Genomic DNA, 23,656 nt, shown 5'->3' with positions numbered 1-23,656 from the left:
TACGCGTCAGACTCACCATTTCACCATCTCACTAGCTCACCTCAAAAAGTCACACTCAGACCTAGGTTGATGAGCCGCTGAGGCGGGTAAATCGTGCGGGCCGTGTTTAGGGTGATTTCGGGGTCGAAGTCGTAGAGCTTGCTGGCGGCTGTCCAGGTAAGCAGGTTGGTGCCGTTGGCGTACACGCGGGCTGCCGGAATGCCCACTTTGCGCGTGAGGGTGTTGGGAATGTCGTAGTTGATCTGCGCGTTTTTGAGGCGGAGGAAGTTGCCCGAAATCTGCCAGAAAGTGGAGCGGTTCAGCGGGTCGCTGATGCCGCCCAGCAACGTCAGGCGCGGGTACGCGGCATCGTCGCCCAGCTCGGGGGTCCAGGCTTTGGTGTGGATGTCGGTCAGGTTGGCGCCAAATGCTTTGATGGCTTCGGCCCCGGCCGCCACGTTGAAGTTGCTGGCACCCTGAAACAGCACGCTGACGCTAAAGCCCTTGTAGCGCATACCTAGGTTGACGCCATAGGTGGTATTGGGCAAGCTCGGGTAGCCGGTCACCGATTGGTCGTAGGAGTCAATCTTGCCGTCGTTGTTCAGATCCTTGTACTTCAGGTCGCCGGGCTGAGCGCCGGTAGCGGGCTTGGGCACGTCGGAGCTGGCAATGTCGGCCTGGCTGTAGAAGCCGTCATAGATGTACACCCGCTGCTGGCCGATGCTGTGGCCGGTGAAGTTCTGGTAGCTGTACTGGTTTTTGGGCTCGTCCTGGAAGAGGATGCGGTTCTTGGCCAGCGAGTAGTTCCCCTTAATAAAGTAGGAGAAATCGCGCGACAGCGGGCTCTGATACCCTAGCTCCAGCTCAATGCCTTGGTTGCGTACCCGACCTAGGTTCACCGGCGGCAAGGTCTGGCCGAAGATGCCCGACACGGTGCCGCGCGTGGTAAGAATGTCGTAGCGGTTGTTGCGGAAGTAGTCGACGCTGCCGGAAAGAGTGTTGTTCAGCAGCCGGAACTCCAACGCTACGTCGAGTTTTTTCTCCTTTTCCCAGGTTACGTTGTTGTTGGCCAGGGTGCCTTCCGCAACGCCAGCTTGCGGCGTGCTGGTGATGCCCGTGTTGAAGGTGGTGCTGGGGTTGCCGTTGGTACTGTTGCCGTTGGCGTAGTTCTGCTGGTAGTAGTAGCTGTAGCCCGAACCCAGCGCGTCGTTGCCCACCAGGCCGTACGAGCCACGTATTTTCAGCACATCAAACACCGGCAAGGCGCGCTTGAAAAAGCTTTCTTCGGCAATGTTCCAGCCCGCCGACACGGCCGGGAACAGCCCGTAGCGGTTCGCCGCGCTGAAACGGTCGGAGCCGTTGTAGCCGGCATTGATCTGAAACAGGTAGCGGTCGGCGTAGTCGTAGCCCAGGCGCAGCGAGTAGCCCAGGAAGTTGGCCGGAATGAAGTTGTAGACGTTGTTGCTGTTGGCGGCGGTGTTGGAGTTGCGGTTGTACAGAGCCAGCCCCGAAACGTGGTGCTTGCCAAACGTGCGGTCGTAATTCAGGATGGCTTGCAGGTTGACCACGCGCGAGGTGCTGCGCGTGTCGTAGCCGGCGAAGTAGCGCTGGGTGCGGTACACGTTCACGTCGCGGGGCTCGTAGGTTTCCGTGCCGGGCGAGTAGATAAACGACGGAAACGAGTTGCGCGTCATGGAACGCGTGTAGTAGTAGTTGCTGGTGTAGGCCACCCGCCCCGTTGCCGTAAGGCCCTTGAGCCGGTCGGTGAATACACCTAGGTCCTGCTTGAGCGAGAGGACGCCGTTGATGTTGTTCTCGAAGTTGCGGTAGTAGCCGTTGTTGGTGAGGCGGCCCACCACGTTGTTCACGTTGTAGGCCGAGTTCACATCCCGCGACCATTTGCTGTAGCCATACGTCCCGTCGGGGTTGTAGATGGAATAGGCAAACGGAGCTAGGGTAGCAAAGCTGCTGTAGTCGTAAAATACGTCGCCGTAGGGCGAGTTGATGCTGTTGGGGCTGTTCACTGAGGGCGTGTTCACCTGAGCAAAGTTGCCGTACACGTCCACGCGCAGGTCCATGCCTTTGGTCACGTTGATGTCCAGGTTCGAGCGGTAGTTGTAGCGCTTCTGGTAGTAGTTGTTGTTTACCCCGGTGTTCTTGCTGAAATCATTCAGCATGCCGTTCTGAAACAAGTAGCCCACCGAGGTGAAATACTTCACGCGGGGCGAGCCGCCAGAAAGGTCGATGTTGGCCTTGTACTGCTGGCTCCAGTTGCGGAACAGCACCTTGCGCCAGTCCACGTTGGGGTGGCCGTAGGGGTCGGAGCCGTCTTTGAAGGCTTGCAGGTCGGCGTCGGAGAAGCGCGGCTTGAAGCCCGCCACCGGGTTGGCATTGTTGTCGTTTACCTGGGCCTGGTTGTAGAGCGAGGCGCTCTGGTAAGCATCCAAGTAGTGCGGAATCTTGGTGGGTTGCGCCAAGCCCGACTCGACCCTAGCCGTAATCTGGGGCGGACCATCTTTGCCCCGCCGGGTGGTGACTACGATAACGCCGTTGGCCCCGCGCACCCCGTAAATGGCTGTGGTAGCGGCATCTTTCAGAATTGCCAGGCTCTCGATTTCGTTGGGGTCGAGGCGGGCAAACTGATCGTAGGAATACTGGATGTCATCAACGATGATAAGCGGCTGGTTGTTCGAGTTGTAGCTGCTCACGCCCCGGATGAAGAACGCGGCGCCATCGGCACCCGGCTGGCCCGACGACTGCTGGGAGAAGAAGCCCGGCAGACGACCCACCAGCGCGTTCTGCAAGCTGGCTGAAGGGTTTTCGCGAATTTCGCGGCCGCTTACCTGGCTCACCGAGCCGGTTTGGGTGATTTTGCGCTGTTCGCCGAAGCCCACCACGGTTACTTCACCTAGCTCTTGTTCCGTCGATTCCATCGTCACATTGACGACCGTGCGGGTGCCCACCTGCACCTCGCTGAGCTTATAGCTCACGGAGCGAAATACCAGCACCCCGCTTTTACCCTTGAGGGTGAGGCGGTAGCGGCCTTCCCCGTCGGTGGCAATGCCATTGGCAGGCGTGTCTTTTTCGTACACCGATACGCCCGGCACGGGCCCTTGAAGGTCGCGCACCACGCCCTGCACCACCCGACCCTGCGCGTAGGCTAGCTGCGTAGCCACGCCCAGGGTCAACCATAGAAAGAGTAGAATTTTTTTCATGATCATCTGTTAGCTGTTAGCGGCTTGCTGTTAGCTGCTGGCTTTATCAGAAGTCAGCTCAAAAAGAAGCTAACCGCTACTAGCCAGCAGCTAACAGCTTGAAAATCACCAGCCGGGGTTTTGTGTCAGGTTCAGGTTCTTGGTGGTCTCGTCGTAGGGCAGCGGCAGGTAGTACAACCTAGGTTGGAAGGTCATGGTGGCTACCTGCTGGCGCGTGTAGATGTAAGTTGGGTTGGCAGCGGTGCCTTCCCTGGTAATCTGCACGCCGTAGAGTGGGCCGCTCAGCGCAGTTTCGGCAATTTTCCAGCGGCGCACGTCCCAGAAGCGGTGCTCCTCGAAGCTCAGCTCAATGCGGCGCTCGTTGCGGATCAAGTCGCGGGCCTCGCTCTGGCTGATACCTAGCTTCACGCCGTATCGCGCCGGCGAACCGGCCGTAATGCCCGCCCGCTGCCGAATCGCGAAGATGCGCTGCATGGCGTCCTCGGTGCGACCTAGCTCGTTAAGCGCCTCGGCGGCGTTGAGAAGCGTTTCGGCGTAGCGGAAAATGGGGAAGTTGTGGCTAGTGTTCGAGAAGGCCGTGGCGCTGGTGAAGTCGCCCATAAACTTGCGAAGGTAGTAGCCGGTGCGGGTCTGCACGGCGCTGCCGCCCGGCCGGTCGAGGCCACCCGTGAACGTTTCGACGTTGCGGTTCAGCCACTTAGTGCCGTTGGTGAATACCGTAGCGGCCAGGCGCGGGTCGCGGTTGATGTAGGAAACGGCACCCGTGGTCGAAACGGCCGCCCCCGCGTTGGTCGGAAAGGCATCCACAAAATCCTGGGTCGGGCTGGTGAGCCCCAGGCTGCTAATGCTGGCCGAGTTGTAGCCGATAGGCGTGTTGTACTGCTCGATGAGGGTGCTGTTCGCTACCTGCTTGCCCAAGATGATTTCCCGGTTACGCTTCGTCGTGAACACGCTCAGGTAAGCCGCCGGCGCCGCCGAAGTCGAGGTTTGCAGGGCGAAGTAGTTGAGGCCCACCAGCTCCTGCGCCGCGTCGAGCACCTTTTGCCAGCGGTTGGCGTCGTATGAAGGATAGCCCTGCAACGCGCCGGCCCCGTTTACGCCGCCCCCGTTGAACAGCGGGCTAGCCGCGTAGAGCAGCATCCGGCCCTTAAGTGCAATGGCGCAGCCCTGCGTGATGCGGCCCCAATCGGCGTCGGCCAGGCTCGCGTCTTTGCGCAGGTCGCCCTTGATGGCGTCGCACTCGCTCACGATGTAGTTGACGCACTCCTCGTAGGTGTTGCGCGGCAGCGCGAGATCATCGGTGAGGGTAAACACCTTGTCGCCGATGAGCGGCACGCCGCCGTAGCGCTTCACCAGTTCGAAGTACATCATGGCCCGGATGAAGCGCGCCTCAGCCTTCCACAAGCCTAGGTTAGCAGCCGTCGCCGGCACCTTGTCAACGTTGGCCAGGAAGATGTTGGTCCGCCGGACGGCCGCGTAGGCCGAACTCCAATACGCATCCGGGTTATTGACCACGCTCACCGTGCCGGTGAGGTAATATTCCACCGGCCGGTTGTTGCGCGAGGGCAACGCATCGCCGGAGGCAGCGTCGAGAAAGTCGCCGGGGTCCGTACCCGTGCCCACGCGGTTGAAGCCACCGGGCAGATACGAGTACAGGTCGTTGAGAAACCACTGCGCCAGGGTCGCGTTCTTGTCGGCGTTGTCCCACTCCAGCTCATCGGTGATGAGGTAGCGCGGCTCGGTTTCGGGATCTTTCTTGCAAGCAGTGGTACCCAGGGCCAGCACCAGGGCCGCCAAAGGAATGAGTAGCTTTTGATTCATATGCTGAAGCTCTTGGCTATAGTTTTTTTAGCTGTTAGCTGGTAGCTATTATGGGGAAGATACCGGCTGAAAAAAGCTAGCAGCTAACAGCCAATAGCTACCAGCTAAAAAAACTATAGCTTGATGTTGAGACCTAGGTTGAGCAGGCGCTGAATGGGATAAGCCGCGTTGTACACTTCCGGGTCGATGCGGTCGTACTGACTGAAGGTCAGCAAGTTCGTGGCGTTGAAGAACAGCCGCACACCTTGCACCCGCGCCCGCTGGCTGAGGTTCAGCGGGAACGTATAGCCTAGCTCCACGTTCTTCAGGCGCATGTAATTGTTGTTGTGCAGCCAGAAGCTGGAGGTGGCGAAGTTGTTGAGGTTGTTGCCCAGGCCCACGCGCGGGTAGGTGGCGTTGGGGTTGCTGGGCGTCCAGCGGTCGAGGTGCTGCTCGAAGGCGCCGCCGAAGCCGTTGTTCTGGAAGGCATATTCGCTGTTACCCTGCAGGTACACCTGCCGGTTGAGCACGCCTTGCAGCAGCACCGAGAAGTCGAAGCCCTTCCAGCGTGCGCCCACCGTGACGCCGAATGGAATCGAGGGCTTGGTGGAGCCGATAGCCGCCTGGTCGAACTGATCGATGATGCCGTCGCCATTCAGGTCTTTGTACTTGATGTCGCCGGGCTGGGGCGTGTAGCCTACGGTCGTGGCGTGGCCGGCTACATCGGCCGCGTTCTGGAACAAGCCTTCCGCCACGTAGCCAAAGCTCTGACCTACAGGCTGTCCGGTTCGCTGCATCCATTCGTAGGGGCGGTACACCTCGTCAATGGAAAGTACCCGCGAATTCTGCACGCCGATGTTGGCAGTGGCAAACAAACCTAGGTTGCCAAACGACTGCTGGTACGTCAGCTGGCCGGTCACGCCGTAGAAGTGGTAGCGGCCGATGTTCTCGTCGGGGTAGAGCTGGCCCAGCAGCGTGGTGCTGCGCCCGCGCTGCTGGAGCATGTCGTAGTAGAGCGAGTTGTAGTACTCCAGGGTAAAACCTAGGTGGTTGTCGAGCACGGCGCCCTGCACACCTAGGGTCAGCTTGCGGGCCTTCTCCCAGGTGCGATCGATGGTAGCCAAAACCTGTTCGGTGTTGGCGCTTTGCGTGCCAGCACCCGTGCCGAAGTACACAGCGGGCGTGTCGAAGTAGGTTTGGATGTAGCTGAAGTAGCCGGGGTTGTCGTTGCCCGTTAGGCCAATGGAGGTGTACAGCTTCAGAAACGACAGCCACTTCTGCGACTCCAGGAAGCTCTCCCGCGAGATGTTCCAGGCCAGGCCCGCCGCCGGGAAGAAGCCGTATTTGGTGCTGCCGTTGTCGGGGTAGCGGTTCGAGCCGTTCAGACCGAAAGCCAGCTCCGCCACGTATTTCTGCTGGTAGTTGTACGAAAACCGACCCGACAAACCCGTTACCGTGTATGGCAGATCGGAGTCGGTATTGGCCGATTGGCGGCTGCCGACCACAATGGCATTCAGCCCGTGCGCGGCAAACTGCCGGTTGTAGCCCAGGGCCGCTTCCAGGTACGTGGTGTTGCTCTGGTAAGAGATGCTGTTGCCATTAGCCTGGTCGCCGTTGGTGCCAAACTGCTGGTAAGTGGGGTTGCCGGTGGCCGGCGTGGTTTGCAGGAAAGTGGCAAACGTCTTGTTGCGCGCAATGTTCTCCGACAGGCTGGCGTAGTACGAGCCAGTGCCCCGCACAAACAGGCCGGGCGTCAGCTCATCGAGCGAGCGTTGCAGGTAGAAGTCGGCAATGACGTTTCGCTTGTAGTTCTGGCGGTAGCCCGAGCCTACTGTCTGCGCGTAGAGGTTGTTTTGAAACTGCTGGGTGCCGCCGTACGAGCCGTTGGTATTGAAAACCGGGTAGGCGTTGGCCGGCGTATTCAGCAGCGACGACAGGATGGTGGTTGTGGTCGAACCCGCGTCGTTGCCGTTCAGGATGCGCCCCAGCAGGCGGATGCCGCCGGTCAGCTTCTTGCTCAGCTGCAGGTCGATGTTCGAGCGGACCGTGTAGGCTTTGTAGTCGTTGCTGGTGTTGTACTTATTGATGTCGCTGGTTTGCAGCAGGCCCGACTGGCTCAGGTGCTCCAACGACACGAAGTACTTCGAGAACTGATTGCCGCCGCTCGCGCTAAAGGTGTATCGATTGAGTTGCGACGACTTTTTCAGCACCTGATCGCGCCAGTTCACGTTGGGGTGGCCGATGGGGTCCTGCCCGTTTTGGTACAAGGCCAGGTCGGCCTGGGTGTATACCGGCGCGAGGCCGTCGTTCACCCGGGCCTCGTTGTAGAGGGTAGCGTAGTCGTAGGCATCAAGGGCTTTCGGGAACTTAAGCGGTTGCTGCGTAGCCGATTGCACCGTAAAGGAAATCCGCGGCTGGCCCGGCGTGCCCCGGCGCGTGGTCACGTTCAGAATGCCGCCGTTGGTGTTGCGCACCCCTAGCATGGCGGTCGACAGCGCATCCTTCAGCACCGTCACCGACTCAATTTCCTCTAAGTCGAACGAGGTAACCGGGTCCAGGGAGCTGCTGGACCGCGCAATGCCATCAATCACAATGGTGGGGTTCCACCCTAGCACCGAGACCACCGAAAAGTCGTCGCTGGGGCGCCCCGACAGCTGAATGGCCTGCACACCCGCCGCTTGGCCGGCCAGCGCATTGAGGAAGGTAGTTACCGGAAACTTCTGCAAGTCGCGGTAGTAAATCGATTGTGTGGAAGCTGCCGTTAAGTCGGGCCGGATGGATGTATTAAACAGCAGCCGCACCGGCTTGAGCCGCGCCACGGCCGCGTTCTTCGTGTCGAGGGCGATAATCGGCTTCTGGTCGGCGCCTGCCACGAAGCGCCGCACCACCGAATTCTCTACGCTCAGCAGCAGCGTTTCGCCCGCGTTGATGCCCGGCATTTCCGCTTGGCCTACCGAATCGGTTACCGCCGCAATCGAGCCGCTCTCATTAGCCAGGTGCACACCCGTCAGCGGCTCGCCGTTTTCATCGGTGACGGAAGCCGTAAACACCGTCGGTATGGGAGGCTTAGCTAGCTCGGGTGGCGTACCTGGCGTGGAGGCAGGAGCCGGCGCGTTGGTGGCAGGGGCCACAATCGGCGCCTGCGTTGGTGAGGTTTGGGCCAGCACGTAGTTGCTGCCAGCCATACCAGCCGCAAGCAAGAGCAAACGTCGGAAGCCCCTTCGGTGTAAAGGTTTTATCATATAGTAGGGAGAACTGAGAAAGCTAGGTAGGCAACGGAACTTTACTCACCGCTTAACTACAAGTAACCGTAGTGCTGCTGTGCAGGTGGCAGCAACTTGCAGTCAAGGATAGTTCGACTCTTAGAAGCGGTTCACATTAAAGTATCGGCTTACCTGACACAGCCAGGAAGCCTGAGCCATTTAGAAAAGGAGAACTGATTTGCAGGCTAATCAATGCTTTTCCTCCTGTCTGGAAACGTTTCCAGGCTTTAGTATTTAAAATCAGACGTAAACAGCTTCTAATCTTTTGTACTGGTCCAGCAAGTAGATCGAGCACCTTGTTTCCAGCCTCAAACGGGCTCTTAGCCAAGTGACTCTGCAAGACGAAAGTAGAGCTTGTTTCGCCTCCTAGCAGGGGGCATTTCAAGCGAAAAGCGGGGTTAAATTAGTCTATTGCAAACCCCCGCAGCCTGTGTAAATGGCCTCCTGCTTTATGGTAATATGCTGATAGCTAGTTAGATTATTAAAACAATCATGGTGAAAAATAGTGTGCTTGTCTTTGAACACGCAAACGTTTGCGAGTAGCTCTCGCAAGGCTGTTGCTACGGCTCAGCAGCTAGTTACTACTTAGCTGTTAGGCCAACACACTAAAGCCTGGCTGCGCTGGTTTCCTGGTGCTCAGTGCATCCTTGCCCGCCCGGTTTGCGTTGTTGGGCTTGACGATATATTTCTTTCCGCCTCTCCCCTATGTCCAGTAATCTCGAATACCTAGACCCTGCGCTGATACCGCTTGAGCAAAAAGTTATTGCCTACCTGGCGGCCGAAGAAGAGCTGCGAAAAGCGACGGTAGCGGCCCGCAACCTGCCCGTCACGGAGGCAAAAATAGCCGAAGCAGAGGCCGAGTTTGACCAGCGGCCCGCCACCGGCAGCTTCGACCAAGAAGCCGACGAGGTGCAGCAAAAACTTCAGAACATGCACGAGGACCTCGAGGCTTTGCGCCAGGAGGTTCTGGAGCTGCTGCCCGTGCGCGACGAGTTTGTGAAGGTAAACCTAGGGTACGGCCCCAGCCGTGTGGGCGCCTTCACTGTCACCGCCCTCGATGGCGCTGTCGACTACGAGCTGCGCATCGTGCATTGATAGGCCCCGGTATCCCAGGGTTGAAACCCTGGGATACGTAGCGAGTAGTTCTTCTCCCACTAAATAGCCAGGGGGTTCAACCCTGGGCCTGGGGCCAGGAAGCTAGGTTAATACAATGACTTCGTAAAACCAACCTTGATGCGCACCTGGAAGTCGGAAATAACCTTGAAAATTTCTTTCAAGGTTACCTGCTCCACTTTCGTCAGCTTGTTGGGGTCCAGGTAATTATCGGGCGCGGTGCGGTCGTTGATGATCTGGATGGCTTGCTTTTTCAGGCGCATGCCCATCAGGTAATAATAGGCTTGCAATAGTTCCTGATACTCTTTTTGGGTGAAGACGTGCTGTTGTTGCAAGGCTTCCAGCCGTTCGCCCGTGTTGGTCAGGAAGATACGGTGCTTGAGCGCGTACACCCGCACCAGATCCACGATGGGCGTCATGGTTTTCTTCAGGTTGAACACCTGCTGATTGCCGATGGTGAAGGTGCGGAAGTTGCGGAAGAACGTCAGTGGCGGCTCGTATTGCAGGGCGTTGTTGGTCATGTGCAGGAAGAAGCTGTCCAGGGGGCGCTGCATTTCCTGGTTCAGAAACTCCTTGAGCTCGACCATGATATTCGGGTCGCCGTAGAGGTAGCGGCAATCGAAGAAGGCCGAAAACTTCATCACCTTATCAGGGTTCGACTCGGCCATCCATTCCAGATAGTTGCGCTTCCAGTGCGAAAGGGAGTGCGTCCACTTGGGGTTTTTGGCCATGTAGCCGCCCTCACAGAAGCTGAACCCAATGGAGTTAAGCCGATCAGAAATGATTTCGGCAAAGCGCAGGAAGTACTCGCGCACCAGCTCGCGCTGCTCGTTGGCTTTGTCTTCGTAGATGATGGCGTTGTCCTGGTCGGTGAGCAGGGTTTGCTCTTTGCGGCCTTCGCTGCCAAGCACCATAAACACGAACTTGGCCGGCGGCGGCCCCATTTCCACCACCACGCCTTCAATGACGCGCAGGGCAATGGTGTCCGTCACGGCCGTAATTACCTGGTTCACGATTTCGGCCCGCACGCCGCGGTTCAGCAGCTGGTACACCATCTTGGGCACCTCCTCCCAGCGACGCTTCAACTCATTGACCGACAGTGCCTGCCGCACCGACTGAATGAACACGAACGGCGACTGACCCTGGTCACTCAGCAGCTTGTTGCGGCTAATGAACCCAATGTAGCTCCCCGCCCTGCTGATGAGCAAGTAGCGGGTTTTGGTGCGAAACATCAGCAGTAGCGCCTCATACACGTACGCGGTGCTCTCGATAGAAACCACCGGCGTATCCATGATGCTCGCTACCGGCGCATCGGTGGCAGTCTGGCGGGCTACCACGTTGTCGCGCAGGGTAATATCCGTCACGTAGCCGATAACATTTTCCTGGGCATCGGTCACAAACAGGCAGCTGGTTTTGCCCTCGGCCATGTTGCGAGCCGCTTCGTACACGGGGGCATCCTGCCGACAGGTTATCAGATCCCGAAACTCAATAGCTTCCAGCCGCCGGGAGTAGAATTGGTCGGAGGCAATAGCGTTTTCCTCGGGTGCGCGGGAAGGCTTCACAAAATGCGCGTACTCATCATCGAGCATGCGCTCGCCGTAGCGGGCCGTGAAGTAGTGGAAGAAGCTTTCGTACGCCTGGCACAACTCCCGAAAATCGTGGCGGTGCAGGAAGTACACCACGGTGCCTTTCTTGGCAATGACGGTGCGGATAGAGCGCTTCTTATTCAGTAAGATAGACACGCCGCCGTAGCAGGAGCCGCGCCGATAATACTCCAGCACGCGCTTGTTCTGCTCGCTATCATAGAAGAAGGTTTCGTACTCGCCTTCCACAATGATTTCCACGCCGCGCATCTTGGTCTCATCCTGCAAGTAGATCATGCCTTCTTTGGGATGATGCACTTCTTTCAGCAAATCGACCACTCCTTCCAGCACGTCGTCGGGCAGCACGTTGAAGGGCGGTACCGTTTTCAGAAAAGCTAAGCGGTCCTCGTTCATGGAGCAGAGGTCTAAGGGGGTTCGGGGAGGAAAAAGGCGCAGTGTACGCCAGCGCAATTTCAGGAATAAGTAGCAGGCTATATACTTCGCAGGCGTAAGTCGGAGCACAAATGATGCGACCTAGGTGGCAAGGTACATGGTTTACCAAAGCCAGCAGCATCGTCTTGGTTTTGACAGAATAAGCTTGTGAGCTTGGCGCAGATAGATAACGGGCGCGCTACGCACTTAGCCGGCAGCCAGCCGAAAAGCAAGCAATTCATCAACCAACCTGCACTATACCAATAAAATATGTACTATTATGAATAATATAGTTCCTACTATCCCCCTTTAGCTACGGACCACTCCACGTATGCGCCGCCTGCTTTTATTATTTCTGCTGATTCTGATAATGGCGCCTGCGCTACCCGCTCAAAACCGGAAGGCCGATAGCCTACGCCAGCTTGTACAAGCTCATCCTCAACCCGATACCACCAGGGTACGCCGCTTGCAGGCCCTGGCCCTCGCTTTGGCCGCACCCGATTTGCCACAGTCGTTGGTTATTACCCGGCAAGCCCTAACCCTAGCCCAGCAGCTCGGGGATGTGAAGGGACAAACCCGTGCGCTGCTTTTGCTAAGTACGCTGGCGCGCCGGCAGACCAACTACGAGCAAGCGCGGCACTACGCTCAGCAGGCGCAACGGCTGTTTGTGCGGCAGGCTAACCGCCGCGGCCTAAGCCAGGTATATCTGGAATTGAGTCTGATTGATCTGATTCAGGGAAATTTCGCGCAGGCCATCAACGCGGGCCTGCGGGGCCTGCCTTTGGCGGAGCAAACTGGCGCCGTCATGACACAGACCCGTCTGCAAGCAACCTTAGGTTCGCTCTACGCTCGCCTGGGCGACCACAACGCGGCAATTCCTATGCTGAAAGCCGCCCTGCGTAATGGCGAAGGGAAAGATCCACAGGTAACTATTAGTGCTGCGACCGAGCTAGGCACCGTTTATCAGGAACAGAAAAACTGGCGCTTAGCTCTCCGCTATTTCCAACAGGCCTTACAAATCGCTCGTGAGCAGCAAGATCAGCAGAGCGAAACTGTGGCCTTGGTCAATTTGGCCGATGCGTATTGGAGTCAAGGCAATTACGCGCAGGCGCGGGTCTACAGCGGGCAAGCGCGGGCCCGCGCCCACGCCGCACAGGACACCTACATCTTACCTAACGCGGAGTTGATTCTGGCCAAGCTCTACCTCCATACGCACCAGCTCGATAGTGCGCTGACGCTGGCCCGGCATGCGCTACAGCTTAGCCAGCAAGCGCGTAGCCAGACTAACTTACAGGATGCTAACAAGTTGTTGGCACAGGCTTACGCGCAGCGCGGCAACTTTACCGAAGCGTATCGGCACCAGCGCCTCTACATGGCTTACTCCGACACGCTGAAGGGAGAAGAAACGCAGCGCAAAACCAGCGCCTTGCGCTACGGCTACGAGCTGGATAAAAAGCAGGCGCAGATTGCGCTTCTCACCAAAACCCGCCAGTTGCAGGCCCAGCAAAGCATCCGGCAGCGCCAGCAGTTGTATGCTTTGCTGGCCGGCCTAGGTAGTGTGGTGCTGGTGGCCGGCCTGCTGTGGCGCAACGTGGTGCTCAAGCAGCGCGCCAACCAACGCCTGAACGCCAAGAACGACCAGATTGCCCAGCAGCGCGACAACCTCAACCGCACCCTGACGCAGCTAAAAGCCACTCAGAACCAATTAATTCAGCGCGAGAAAATGGCTTCGTTGGGCGAGCTGACGGCCGGCGTGGCCCACGAAATCCAGAACCCGCTGAATTTCATCAACAACTTTGCGGAAGTGAGCGTTGAGCTGGCCGCCGAGCTAGCCACGGAGCTGGCGCAAGAAAACATTTCCTCGAAGGGCCAGCCGCTGATTACCGAATTACTCCAGGATTTAACGCAGAACCAGCAGAAGATTCATCAGCACGGGCAGCGCGCCGACGGCATTGTGAAGAACATGCTGGCGCACTCGCGCTCCGGCGCCGGCCAGCATCAGTTGCTCGACGTGAATGCCCTGGCGCAGGAAGCCTGGCGCCTGGCGTATCAGGGCGCGCGCACCAAAAACAGCCACTTCAAGGCAAAGCTGGCTTTGCACCTGGCGCCCAACCTAGGTTCGGTCAGCGGCATTGCCTCCGACATCACGCAGGCGCTACTGAACCTGTTTGCCAACGCCTGCTACGCCACCGCCGAAAAGCAAAAGCAGCTCGGCGCCGCTTACCAGCCGGAAATCGTGCTGACTACCCGTGACCTAGGTACACAGGTTGAAATTCAGATCCGCGACAACGGCATCGGGGTTGCGCCGGCCATCGGCGAGAAGATTTTTCAACCTTTTTTCACCACCAAGCCGCCCGGCGAAGGCACCGGCCTGGGTTTGTCGCTCAGCTACGACATCATCACCAAAGGCTACGGCGGCTCTCTCACGTTTATCAGTGAGGAAGGAGAATTTACGGCGTTTACGTGCGTAGTGCCCCGCCAACCGGCCGAAGATCAAACCGAAATCTAGGTTTTCAGAAGCGCCACCAGGGGCGGCGCGTTTCCGTCGGAACGGGCGGTAGCTGCTGATGCGCAATGACTTGCTCGGTGATGTCGCCCTTGCGTTGCAGCTCAAAGAAACACCGCGCCGCCGCCTGCGCATCGACCCAGGCATCGTGCTGGTGCAGCAGCGGCTCCTGAAACAAGCGTTTGTACAGCTCGCCCAGCGACAAGTAGCGCTGCCCGGCCGGCCGGATAAATCCTTCCGTGAGCTTCATCGTGCAGAAAGTGGGCAGCCTCTGCAACGGATTATCGAGGTGCAAGCGGTAGAAGCCGGCCCCGATCATGTGCAGATCCAGCTCCATAAAATGCGCGACCACCATCGGCTGGTAGTGCGCCAGGTCGTCGTGCAGCCGCTGCATCACCGAGGCCCGATCCTGCCCATTAACGCGCAGAAAATCAGGCGTGAGGCCGTGTACGCGCAGTGAGCCGGGACTGATCTGCACGCCGTCGGGAAGCGGCAGGTAGTGGTTTTCGGCTTTCACCTGCTGTCCGTCTTTGGTGTAGATCACCCAGGCCAGCTGCACGATGTAAGGCCAGTTCTGCTCGGCCGCATACGGCTGGCTCCAGTCGGTGGGCAGCCCCGACGTTTCCGTATCGACGAATAGCAAAAACTCTCTCACAAACCTAAAAGCTAGGATACGCCATGAACATGGCCGCAAAGGGAAGCGCCCGGTGCTCCGCCCGACGAAGGTAGCAGCAACATCTATCTTTTTGCCTTCAGACACCTAGGTATTTGCCGGTGTCCTTGTACTGCTTAACCAAAAAGCAAAGGTTTAGATTTCGGGAATAACACAAACGTTTGTGCTGATCTACGCCGTAGATTGTGCTACTTACCAAGATTGCCTACTTTGCCGACCTCATCCGGTTTTCGAACGGGAGCGGCTCCATTACGTACGCATGCTAGGTAAGCAGGCTAGCGGCTGCCTCAGCCCTGGTCAGCTAGTCCGCTCCGCTTTTCTTCCCAGCCAACGCCTTTCTAATCAACTCATTTCTCTTTTCATGGCTTCTACAACCACCACCTCCCTGGAACAGCTTAGCGTCGATACCATCCGATTATTGTCGGTCGATATGGTGCAAAAGGCGAACTCAGGTCACCCTGGTCTGCCGCTGGGCGCCGCCCCGATGGCTTACGTGCTGTGGTCGCGCTTTTTGCGCTTCAACCCCCAAGACCCAAAATGGCCCAACCGCGACCGGTTTGTGCTGTCGGCCGGCCACGGCTCGGCGCTGCTCTACAGCCTGCTGCACCTCTATGGCTACGATTTGCCGATGGACGAGCTGAAGCAGTTCCGTCAGCACGGCGCCCGCACGCCCGGCCACCCCGAGTCGAACGTGACGCCCGGCGTGGAAGTAACGACTGGCCCCCTAGGTCAGGGCTTCGCCAACGGTGTGGGCATGGCCATGGCCGAAGCGCACCTGGCTGCCGTGTACAACAAGCCAGGCTTTGAGGATATTCAGGACCACTACACCTACTCTATCGTCAGCGACGGCGACCTGATGGAAGGTATTGCTTCGGAGGCAGCTTCGCTGGCAGGTCACTTGCAGCTCGGTAAGCTCATCTACCTCTACGACGACAACAATATCTCGCTCGACGGTCCCACCAACCTCTCCTACACCGAAGACGCCATGAAGCGCTTCGACGCCTACGGCTGGCACACCCAGCATGTGGCCGACGGCAATAACCTCGACGAAATTGAAGCCGCCATCAGGGCTGCCCAAGAGGTAAAGGACAAGCCGTCGATTATTGCGGTGAAAACCATTATCGGCTTCGGCTCGCCGCTGGCCGGCACCAGCAAGTCGCACGGCAGCCCCCTAGGTCCTGACAATGTTAAGAAAACCAAGGAGTTCTACGGCTGGGACCCCGAAGCTACGTTTGTCGTGCCCGATGAAGTATATGAGCACCTGCGCGCGCCCGGTCAGCAAGGTACCGAGCTGCAAAAGCAGTGGGACGAGAAATTCAAGCAGTACGAGCAGCAATTCCAAACGGAAGCGCAGCAGTTCCACGTTTCCTTTAACGGCGACTTGCCCGACGGCTGGGACAAAGACCTGCCGGTGTATACGCCCGCCGATGGCGAGCTGGCTACCCGCCAGGCTTCCGGCAAAGCGCTGACTGCCTTGAAGAAATCAGTGCCGTTTATGTTCGGCGGCTCGGCCGACCTAGCTTCGTCGAACGAGATGGACAAGTCGGGCGACGACTCGTTCCAGCCCGGCCACTACGAGCGCAGCAACATCTGGTTTGGGGTGCGCGAGCACGCCATGGGCGGCATCATGAATGGCATTGCCCACCACGCCGGCCTGCGCACCTACGGCGGCACGTTCCTCACCTTCTCCGACTACATGCGCGGTGCCATCCGCCTCACGGCCCTAGCCGAGTCGGCCTCCACGTTCGTGTTCACCCACGACAGCATTGGCCTGGGCGAAGACGGCCCGACTCACCAGCCCATTGAGCAGGTGGTGTCGCTGCGCACGCTGCCCAACGTAGTGGTACTGCGCCCCGGCGACGCCAACGAAACCACCGAAGCCTGGCGCATCGCCATGACGACGCCGAAGTCGCCCGTGTGCCTGATCCTGTCGCGCCAGAAGCTGCCGATTTTCGACCAAACTGTCCTAGGTTCGGCCCGCGAAGGTGTAGCCAAAGGCGCTTACATTCTGAGCGAAGCCGATGGCGGCACGCCCAAGCTAATCCTTATCGCTACCGGCTCGGAAGTGGGCCTGGCTTTGGAGTCGCAAAAGGCGCTGCAAGGCGAGGGAATTGCGACCCGCGTGGTGAGCATGCCTTCGTGGGAACTGTTTGAGAAACAGGATAAAGCCTACCAGCAACAAGTGCTGCCGCCTACGGTGCGCAAGCGCGTTTCCATTGAGGCAGGTTCGCCGATTGGTTGGGCCAAATACGTTACCGACGAAGGCACGAGCATCAGCATGAACCGCTTCGGCGAATCGGCGCCGGCGGAGTTCCTGTTTGAGGAGTTTGGCTTCACGGTGAAGAATGTAGTGGAGGTGGCGCACACCGTTCTGCAAGATCAGCCCGCCGAAGAAGACAAGAAGCAGGTGGTTTCGTAAGGAACCTAGGTTAGCAGAACGTCATACTGCGCTTGCCGAAGCATCTCACCGCTTCGTTGAACCATGTAGAGACGCAACATTTTGCGTCTCCTCGTTGCTGATGTTGTTTACCTAGGTTCTTCTAGCCGGTCGTTCAACGAGGAGACGCAAAATATTGCGTCTCTACATAGTTCAACAGCAGCACGCTAAATCAAGCATGACCGCTTAACGATTTTACGAACAGTATAAATCGTCTAATTCAAACTAGAAAAAAGACAATGTACTTTCGCTTTGTTTAGAAGCTGAAGTACATTGTCGCCCAAACAGCGTGGGCTGGTATTGCAGCGCCAGCGCCATTTTTCAAAACGGTTCTTTCAATCCCACATTCATGAACCCATTAGTAGAAATACGCCAGTTCAACCAAAGCATCTGGCTGGACTTTATTCGTCGCAAGATCCTGGTTAACGGCGATTTACAAAAGCTAATTCAGGAAGACAGCCTGCGCGGCGTGACTTCCAACCCCGCCATCTTCGAGAAAGCCATCGGCGGCAGCGACGACTACGATGCGATTATCCGCTCGCTGGCGTTGCAGAATAAATCAACGGAGGAAATCTACACCTCGCTGGCCATTGCCGACGTGCAGCAGGCCTGCGACTTGTTCCGTCCGCTTTTCGACAGCAACGACAACTCCGGCGACGGCTACGTGAGCCTGGAAGTTTCGCCCGAACTGGTGAACGACACGGAAGGCACCATCGAGGAAGGCATGCGCTTCTGGAAGGCTGTCGATCGGCCCAACGTGATGATTAAAGTGCCCGCTACGCTAGAGGGTTTGCCGGCTATCCGGCGCCTCATCAGCGAAGGCATCAACGTGAACGTGACGCTGATTTTCGGCCTGGAGCGCTACCGTCTGGTGGCTGAAGCCTTTATTGCCGGCATGGAAGACCGCGTGAAAGCCGGTCAGCCCATCGACAACATCGGCTCGGTAGCTAGCTTCTTCCTCAGCCGCATCGACGTGCTGATTGACCCGATGCTGGACAAGATGGTAGCCGAAGGTGGCGATAAGGCTCAGATTGCGGAAGGCCTGATCGGCGAAGTAGCTATTGCCAGCGCGAAGAAAGCGTATCAGATTTATAAAGAGATATTTGCGGGTCCGCGTTGGGAAGCGCTGAAAGCGAAAGGTGCCAACACGCAGCGCCTGCTGTGGGCTAGCACCGGCAACAAAAACCCGAAGTACGACGACCTCAAGTACGTAGAGTCGCTCATCGGGCCGCACACGGTGAACACGATTCCGCTGGAAACGCTGGATATCTTCCGTGAGAAAGGCAAGCCCGCCGTGCATTTGGAAGACAACCTCGATAAGGTTGACCAAGTGCTCAACGACCTGCCCAAGCTAGGTCTGGACCTGGAAGCCCTCACCAACCAGCTCGAAGTAGAAGGCGCACAGAAGTTTAAGGATCCGTTCGGCAAACTCATGCAGGCGTTGGAGAAGAAGCGCCAGCTCGCTTTCGCCGAGACAACGCCGCCCGCCACGTTCCAGCTAGGTCAGTACCAGGCCGATATTGACGCGAAGGTGCAGGAGTATAAGAGCAGCAACTTCATCGAAGGTTTCTGGCAGAAAGAGGCCACGCTCTGGACCCAGGATGCCGAAGCGCAGGAGAGTATCCGCAGCTTCATGGGTTGGTTGCGCGTAGCCGAAACGATGGCTCCGATGGCGCCCGCGTTGGAGCAGTTTGCCCACTCTGCGAAAGCCGAAGGCTACACGCACGTTGTGGTAATGGGCATGGGCGGCAGCTCGATGGCTCCTATTGTGTTCGAAAAATCATTTCCGAAAGGGGAAGGATTCTTGGAAATGCTGGTGCTTGACACCACGGACCCCGGCACGGTGCGCCACATCGAAGAGAGCGTGCCATTGGAAACGACGCTGTTTATCGTAGCCAGCAAATCGGGCACAACGGCCGAGCCGCTTGCTTTCGGCGACTATTTCTACGAAAAGGTGAAGGAAATCAAAGGCGACAAGGCCGGCGAAAACTTCATTGCCATCACCGACCCCGGCTCCAAGTTCATCAAGACGGCCGAAGAGCTAGGCTACCGCCGTATTTTCCTGAACTTCACGGAAGTGGGTGGCCGTTTCTCGGCCCTCACCTACTTCGGTTTGGTGCCGGCCGCGCTGTATGGTCTCAACGTAGGCGAGATTCTGGAACGCGCCATTCGTATGATGCGTGCTTGCGGTGCTTACGGCACCACCGAAGAAAACCCTGGCTTAGACTTAGGTGTGGCGCTCGGCATTATGGCCCAGCAAGGCCGCGACAAGCTGACGCTGATCGTGCCGCAGTCGCTGAGCGACCTAGGTCTGTGGCTGGAGCAATTACTAGCTGAAAGCACGGGCAAGGAAAGCAAAGGCATCCTGCCGGTGGCCGGCGAGCCGTTGGTTGAACCTAGCCTATACGGCCACGACCGGGTGTTTGTGTACGTGGGCTACCAGAACGAAGCCGACGAAGCCAATAAGCAGAAGCTGAATACGTTGCAGCAAGCCGGCCACCCGGTTATCACCATTTTGATGGAAGATCCGCTCGACCTAGGTCAGGAGTTCTTCCGCTGGGAAGTGGCTACGGCTATCGTAGGCGCGGTGCTCGGCATCAACCCCTTCGACCAGCCCAACGTGCAGGCCGCCAAAACGGCTACCGATAAGCTGATGAAGGTAGTAGCCGAAGAAGGCAAGCTGCCCGAAGAAGAAAAAGCACTGGAAGCCGATGGCGTAGCCTACTACGGCACCAGCACCGGCGACAATGCCGCTGATTTGCTGGCCAGCTACTTCCAAGCCAACCCCGGCGACTACGTAGCCATTCAGGCTTACCTGACGGAAACGCCCGAGCTGAACCAATCCATCGAGCAGCTGCGCGAGTATCTGCAAGAGAATCTGCACGTTGCGACTACGTTCGGCTACGGCCCACGCTTCCTGCATTCGACGGGCCAGTACCACAAAGGCGGCCCCAACACGGGCCTGTTCTTACAGCTCACCGCTGATAACCCGAACGATCTGCCGCTACCGGGCCGCTCCTACAGCTTCGGTACGCTGAAGAACGCTCAGGCCCAAGGCGACCTGGAAGCGCTGCGCAACTACGACCGTCGTACGCTGCGCGTGCACCTAGGTGCCGACCCGGCCCAAGGCATCCAGACGTTGCTACAGGCTGTAAAAGCCGCTTCGTTGAACGCAGCACAAGCGTAAGTGATTAATAAGCAACGGCCTTGTCGACAAATCGACAAGGCCGTTGCCTTTACTAGTAGCCCTTTTTCGGACTACATCGACGGGAACGTTTCAGGTCGACAGTGTTCCAGAGAAATCTTAATGTCCCACTTTTGAATGCCTTTTCTCTACTCCCCCTTCCCATCCAATGAATCTTAAAAAAGTAGCCCTTCTCGCCGGACTTAGCTGTACAACTTCTTTTTCAACGTTTGCACAATCGATTGTGATGAACGTGCAGGCCGGCGACCCCAAACTGCAAATCAGCAAACACATCTACGGACAATTTGCTGAACACCTAGGTCGCTGCGTCTACGGCGGCTTTTGGGTGGATGAAAACCTGAACGTGCCCAAAAAGGACCGGCTTCGCCTCGACGTCATTGAAGCCCTAAATAAGATCAAAGTCCCGAACCTGCGCTGGCCCGGCGGCTGCTTCGCCGACACCTACCACTGGCGCGACGGTATCGGTCCGCGCACCCAGCGCCCGAAGATGCTGAACGGCACCTGGGGCGACGTGGTGGAAGACAACAGCTTCGGCACCCACGAGTTCCTGGAGCTGTGCGACATGCTGCACACGGAGCCTTACATCGCCGGCAACCTAGGTAGCGGCACGGTGGAGGAAATGTCGAATTGGGTGGAATACCTGAACCTGAACGGCGACACGCCACTCGCCAAAATGCGCGCGCAAAACGGCCACCCGGAGCCGTATAAAGTGAGCTTCTGGGGCACTGGCAACGAAAGCTGGGGCTGCGGCGGCAACATGACGCCCGAGTTCTACGCCGACCAGTACAAGCGCTACGCGACGTTTGCCAAGAGCTACCCCGGCGCCCCGCTGCGTAAAATCGCCAGCGGTGCCAACGGCGACGACCGCAACTGGACGGAAGTCTGCATGAAGAAGATTCCGGTGGATCAGATGTGGGGCATTTCGCTCCATTATTACACACTGCCCACCGGCAATTGGAGCAAGAAAGGCCCAGCCACCGGCTTCGACGAGCAGGCTTACTTCAACACGGTGAAGAACAGCCTGAAAATGGACGAGATTGTGGCGGCGCACTCCGCCATTATGGACAAGTACGATCCGCAGAAGAAGGTCGCGCTGGTGGTCGACGAGTGGGGCGTATGGACCGACGTGGAGCCCGGCACGAACCCGGCCTTCCTCTACCAGCAGAACACGCTCCGTGACGCGCTAGTAGCTGGCACCACGCTCAACATCTTCAACAATCACTGCGACCGGGTGAAAATGGCGGAGCTAGCCCAAACCATAAATGTGCTGCAAGCCCTCATCCTGACGGATAAAGAAAAAATGCTGCTCACGCCCACGTATCACGTCTTCGACCTCTACCAGGTGCACCAGGACGCGCAGTACCTGCCCCTGCAATTCACCAGCCCCGACTACGCGTTGGGCAAGGAAAAAATCCCGGCTCTGAACGCATCCGCGTCGAAAGACAAGGATGGTGTGGTACATATTTCCCTCGTAAATCTGGACCCGAAAAAATCAGTTAAAATCGAATCAGGTATAGATGGCGTGGCCTGGAAAAATGTAACGGGTCAAATTCTTACGTCAGCTAAATTCTCGGATTATAACACCTTCGACAAGCCAAATAATGTTAAGCTAGCTCAATTTAAAGGAGCTAAAAAGCGCGGCAATAAGCTGGAAGTTGAAGTACCCGCGCAATCAGTCGTTGTATTAGCGCTGAAGTAGAAACCTAGGTTGTATGTTATAAGCAATTGCCTTTTGCTTGATAGTTTCTCTGACTCCCAACAAGAAAGCCATGCAGAAATGCGTGGCTTTCTTGTTTTTAAGTCTTGAAGTACCCAGAACAATGATATTGAAAGCCTCTTGGTCGCTTAACAAAAGCCAGATATACGGCTCAGCAGTAGTAGCAGCTAAAATAAGATGCGCTGCAAATCAGTGAAACAGATCCTTCTCCTTTTACTTGATATTGACTCATGCTTTCCTTTCTGGTTCATGCTTTTACAAACTCCATCAATTACATACAGCTAATTGTATATTACCTAAAAGTACTTCTCCTTCCTCCCCGATAAACAGCAAATTCAATACTTAGCTGCTACCTCCGGATTGGGTTAGCAGAGAATATATTTTACCTGAGTCTGATTAGCTGCGGTATAGTTTTATGGAAAGGAGAAACCTAGGTTCTCAGCAGATGAAAAAACCAAAAAGCTCCTGCCGTGTCAGGCAGGAGCTTTTTGGTTGCGGTAAATTCGAAGGAATTAGCCTTGGTTTTCAACCTTTTTTGGGCGACCGGGGCGCTTAGCACCTTCAGCGCGGGGCTTACGCTCTTTTTTAGCAGGCTGATAGCCTTCCTGAAATACTGCCGAAAGCTCATCAAAAGCTGTCTGGAGCTTGTTAAAAGCCTTTCGCATGTCGCCAATCACTTGCTCATTAGTGGTGGCGTTTTGAATCATGTCTTGCAGCTTATTTAAATCCATATTTGCCACTGTCGTAGGTATTTTGGTGGTTGAAAAAATCGTTTTGTTTTCTGATTACGACGACAAAGAAAAAAAGATTTTATTATAAAGCAATAATTAATTCCTATTCCTATACTTCACAGCTTTCACTAATAACACATTTTTGAACATCATTGACGTAGCTTGTAAGAGACTAATTGCTTGTCTTTCTTTCACAAATCTCCTGCTCAGCAAGACATCTGCTCGAAGATAATACCCTAAAAACTTCATTATTAATCTGTACTTTCTTCTTCCTACTTGTTGGCTGCTAGTCTTCAGAATCTATTGCAGATATTGTTGTCAGCCGGCAGGCGACGATACCAATTTTACTTTCTCCTGTGATAATCATTCTACAAATGATATAATTTCATTACTTCTCTACCTCAATAAACCTAGGCTTTCTATCATAACGCTTTACTAGCTCTGGGCGCGTAAAAAACCGCGTTGCTCCTATTTCACTAAGATACCTGACGAACTACCTAGGTAATTTGAAGTCAGACCTAGTAGTAGCTGCAACTTTATAATAGCTCACTGGTAGAACTTACCTAACGTAGGTAACTAAGCTGAAGCTTTAGCAGTACCTAGAATTATCATTCCTCCCCCACTCAATAATTAAATCCAAAATGACTGACCAGACAAATGAATTTCCTGGCTCTTTGGCCAGCAAAGGACTGCCAACGCCCATTCTGAATGAGTTGGAGCACCTGATCGAGCACCAGCATATCACGGAAGCTATGGTGCCCGAAAAAGCTCCAGCGCTTGCCGAACAGCTTATGCAGTTCTACGAGCGGCAGTACAGCATGCCAGTTGAAAACAAAACGGAATTTGCGGCGCTGGTGACAGCCGAAACTTGGAACTACCTGTATCAGATGCGCGATGGCAAAGCCGCGCAGGAACTCTAAGCTGGTCGGATAGGTGCGCTGCTCATAGACGCTGTAATTTCTATACGCGCCCCTAGGTTGGCAGGAATTCAGGCAAAATCTG

The 23,656-nt window shown here is 56.6% G+C and carries 12 protein-coding genes; 6 read left to right on the top strand and 6 right to left on the bottom strand.

What is annotated here, in order from left to right; all coding sequences use genetic code 11:
• Positions 1-41 precede the first annotated feature (41 nt).
• The 3 genes from IEX74_RS13410 to IEX74_RS13400 all read right to left on the bottom strand — a co-directional run bounded on the left by IEX74_RS13410 (position 42) and on the right by IEX74_RS13400 (position 8,179).
• Positions 42-3,194 carry a SusC/RagA family TonB-linked outer membrane protein gene (locus IEX74_RS13410; protein WP_188814488.1) on the bottom strand — a complete coding sequence of 1,051 codons (3,153 nt, stop codon included), beginning with the start codon at positions 3,192-3,194 and terminating at the stop codon, positions 42-44.
• 105 nt (positions 3,195-3,299) lie between these two features.
• Complete coding sequence (locus IEX74_RS13405) at positions 3,300-5,015, bottom strand: RagB/SusD family nutrient uptake outer membrane protein (RefSeq protein ID WP_188814487.1); 1,716 nt, start codon at positions 5,013-5,015, stop codon at positions 3,300-3,302.
• A gap of 113 nt (positions 5,016-5,128) precedes the next feature.
• Entirely contained in the window at positions 5,129-8,179 is a 3,051-nt protein-coding gene (locus IEX74_RS13400; protein WP_229755277.1) for a SusC/RagA family TonB-linked outer membrane protein, read from the bottom strand.
• Between the two features lie 783 nt (positions 8,180-8,962).
• Between IEX74_RS13400 and IEX74_RS13395 the strand changes: the two genes are divergently transcribed.
• On the top strand, positions 8,963-9,352 hold the full coding sequence (locus tag IEX74_RS13395) for a hypothetical protein (protein WP_188814485.1): 390 nt from the start codon (positions 8,963-8,965) through the stop codon (positions 9,350-9,352).
• 107 nt (positions 9,353-9,459) lie between these two features.
• Here the strand turns inward: IEX74_RS13395 and IEX74_RS13390 are convergent, their stop codons facing one another.
• Positions 9,460-11,367: a DUF294 nucleotidyltransferase-like domain-containing protein gene (locus IEX74_RS13390; RefSeq protein WP_188814484.1), complete on the bottom strand. Its 1,908-nt coding sequence runs from the start codon at positions 11,365-11,367 to the stop codon at positions 9,460-9,462.
• Positions 11,368-11,716: 349 nt separating this feature from the next.
• Between IEX74_RS13390 and IEX74_RS13385 the strand changes: the two genes are divergently transcribed.
• A complete protein-coding gene (locus tag IEX74_RS13385; protein WP_188814483.1) occupies positions 11,717-13,894 on the top strand; it encodes a tetratricopeptide repeat protein in 2,178 nt (725 codons plus the stop codon).
• Between the two features lie 4 nt (positions 13,895-13,898).
• Here IEX74_RS13385 and IEX74_RS13380 read toward each other — a convergent pair whose 3' ends face one another.
• Positions 13,899-14,546, bottom strand: a complete 648-nt coding sequence (locus IEX74_RS13380; RefSeq protein WP_188814482.1) for a 3'-5' exonuclease — start codon at positions 14,544-14,546, stop codon at positions 13,899-13,901.
• Positions 14,547-14,925: 379 nt separating this feature from the next.
• On the opposite strand from IEX74_RS13380, the gene tkt reads away from it, so the two are divergent.
• The 3 genes from tkt to IEX74_RS13365 all read left to right on the top strand — a co-directional run bounded on the left by tkt (position 14,926) and on the right by IEX74_RS13365 (position 21,905).
• Positions 14,926-16,983: a transketolase gene (gene tkt / locus IEX74_RS13375; protein ID WP_188814481.1), complete on the top strand. Its 2,058-nt coding sequence runs from the start codon at positions 14,926-14,928 to the stop codon at positions 16,981-16,983.
• Positions 16,984-17,350: 367 nt separating this feature from the next.
• Positions 17,351-20,188, top strand: coding sequence for a bifunctional transaldolase/phosoglucose isomerase (locus IEX74_RS13370; protein ID WP_188814480.1), 2,838 nt, complete (start codon positions 17,351-17,353; stop codon positions 20,186-20,188).
• 166 nt (positions 20,189-20,354) lie between these two features.
• A complete protein-coding gene (locus IEX74_RS13365; RefSeq protein ID WP_188814479.1) occupies positions 20,355-21,905 on the top strand; it encodes an alpha-N-arabinofuranosidase in 1,551 nt (516 codons plus the stop codon).
• A gap of 530 nt (positions 21,906-22,435) precedes the next feature.
• Here IEX74_RS13365 and IEX74_RS13360 read toward each other — a convergent pair.
• A complete protein-coding gene (locus IEX74_RS13360) occupies positions 22,436-22,663 on the bottom strand; it encodes a hypothetical protein (RefSeq protein ID WP_188814478.1) in 228 nt (75 codons plus the stop codon).
• Positions 22,664-23,295: 632 nt separating this feature from the next.
• On the opposite strand from IEX74_RS13360, the gene IEX74_RS13355 reads away from it, so the two are divergent.
• Positions 23,296-23,574 carry a hypothetical protein gene (locus IEX74_RS13355; protein WP_188814477.1) on the top strand — a complete coding sequence of 93 codons (279 nt, stop codon included), beginning with the start codon at positions 23,296-23,298 and terminating at the stop codon, positions 23,572-23,574.
• Positions 23,575-23,656: the final 82 nt, after the last annotated feature.

The organism is Hymenobacter cavernae (assembly GCF_014641455.1).
Lineage (GTDB): Bacteria > Bacteroidota > Bacteroidia > Cytophagales > Hymenobacteraceae > Hymenobacter > Hymenobacter cavernae.
The sequence above is the reverse complement of the archived record's forward strand: the minus strand, read 5'-3'. Positions and strand labels throughout refer to the sequence as shown.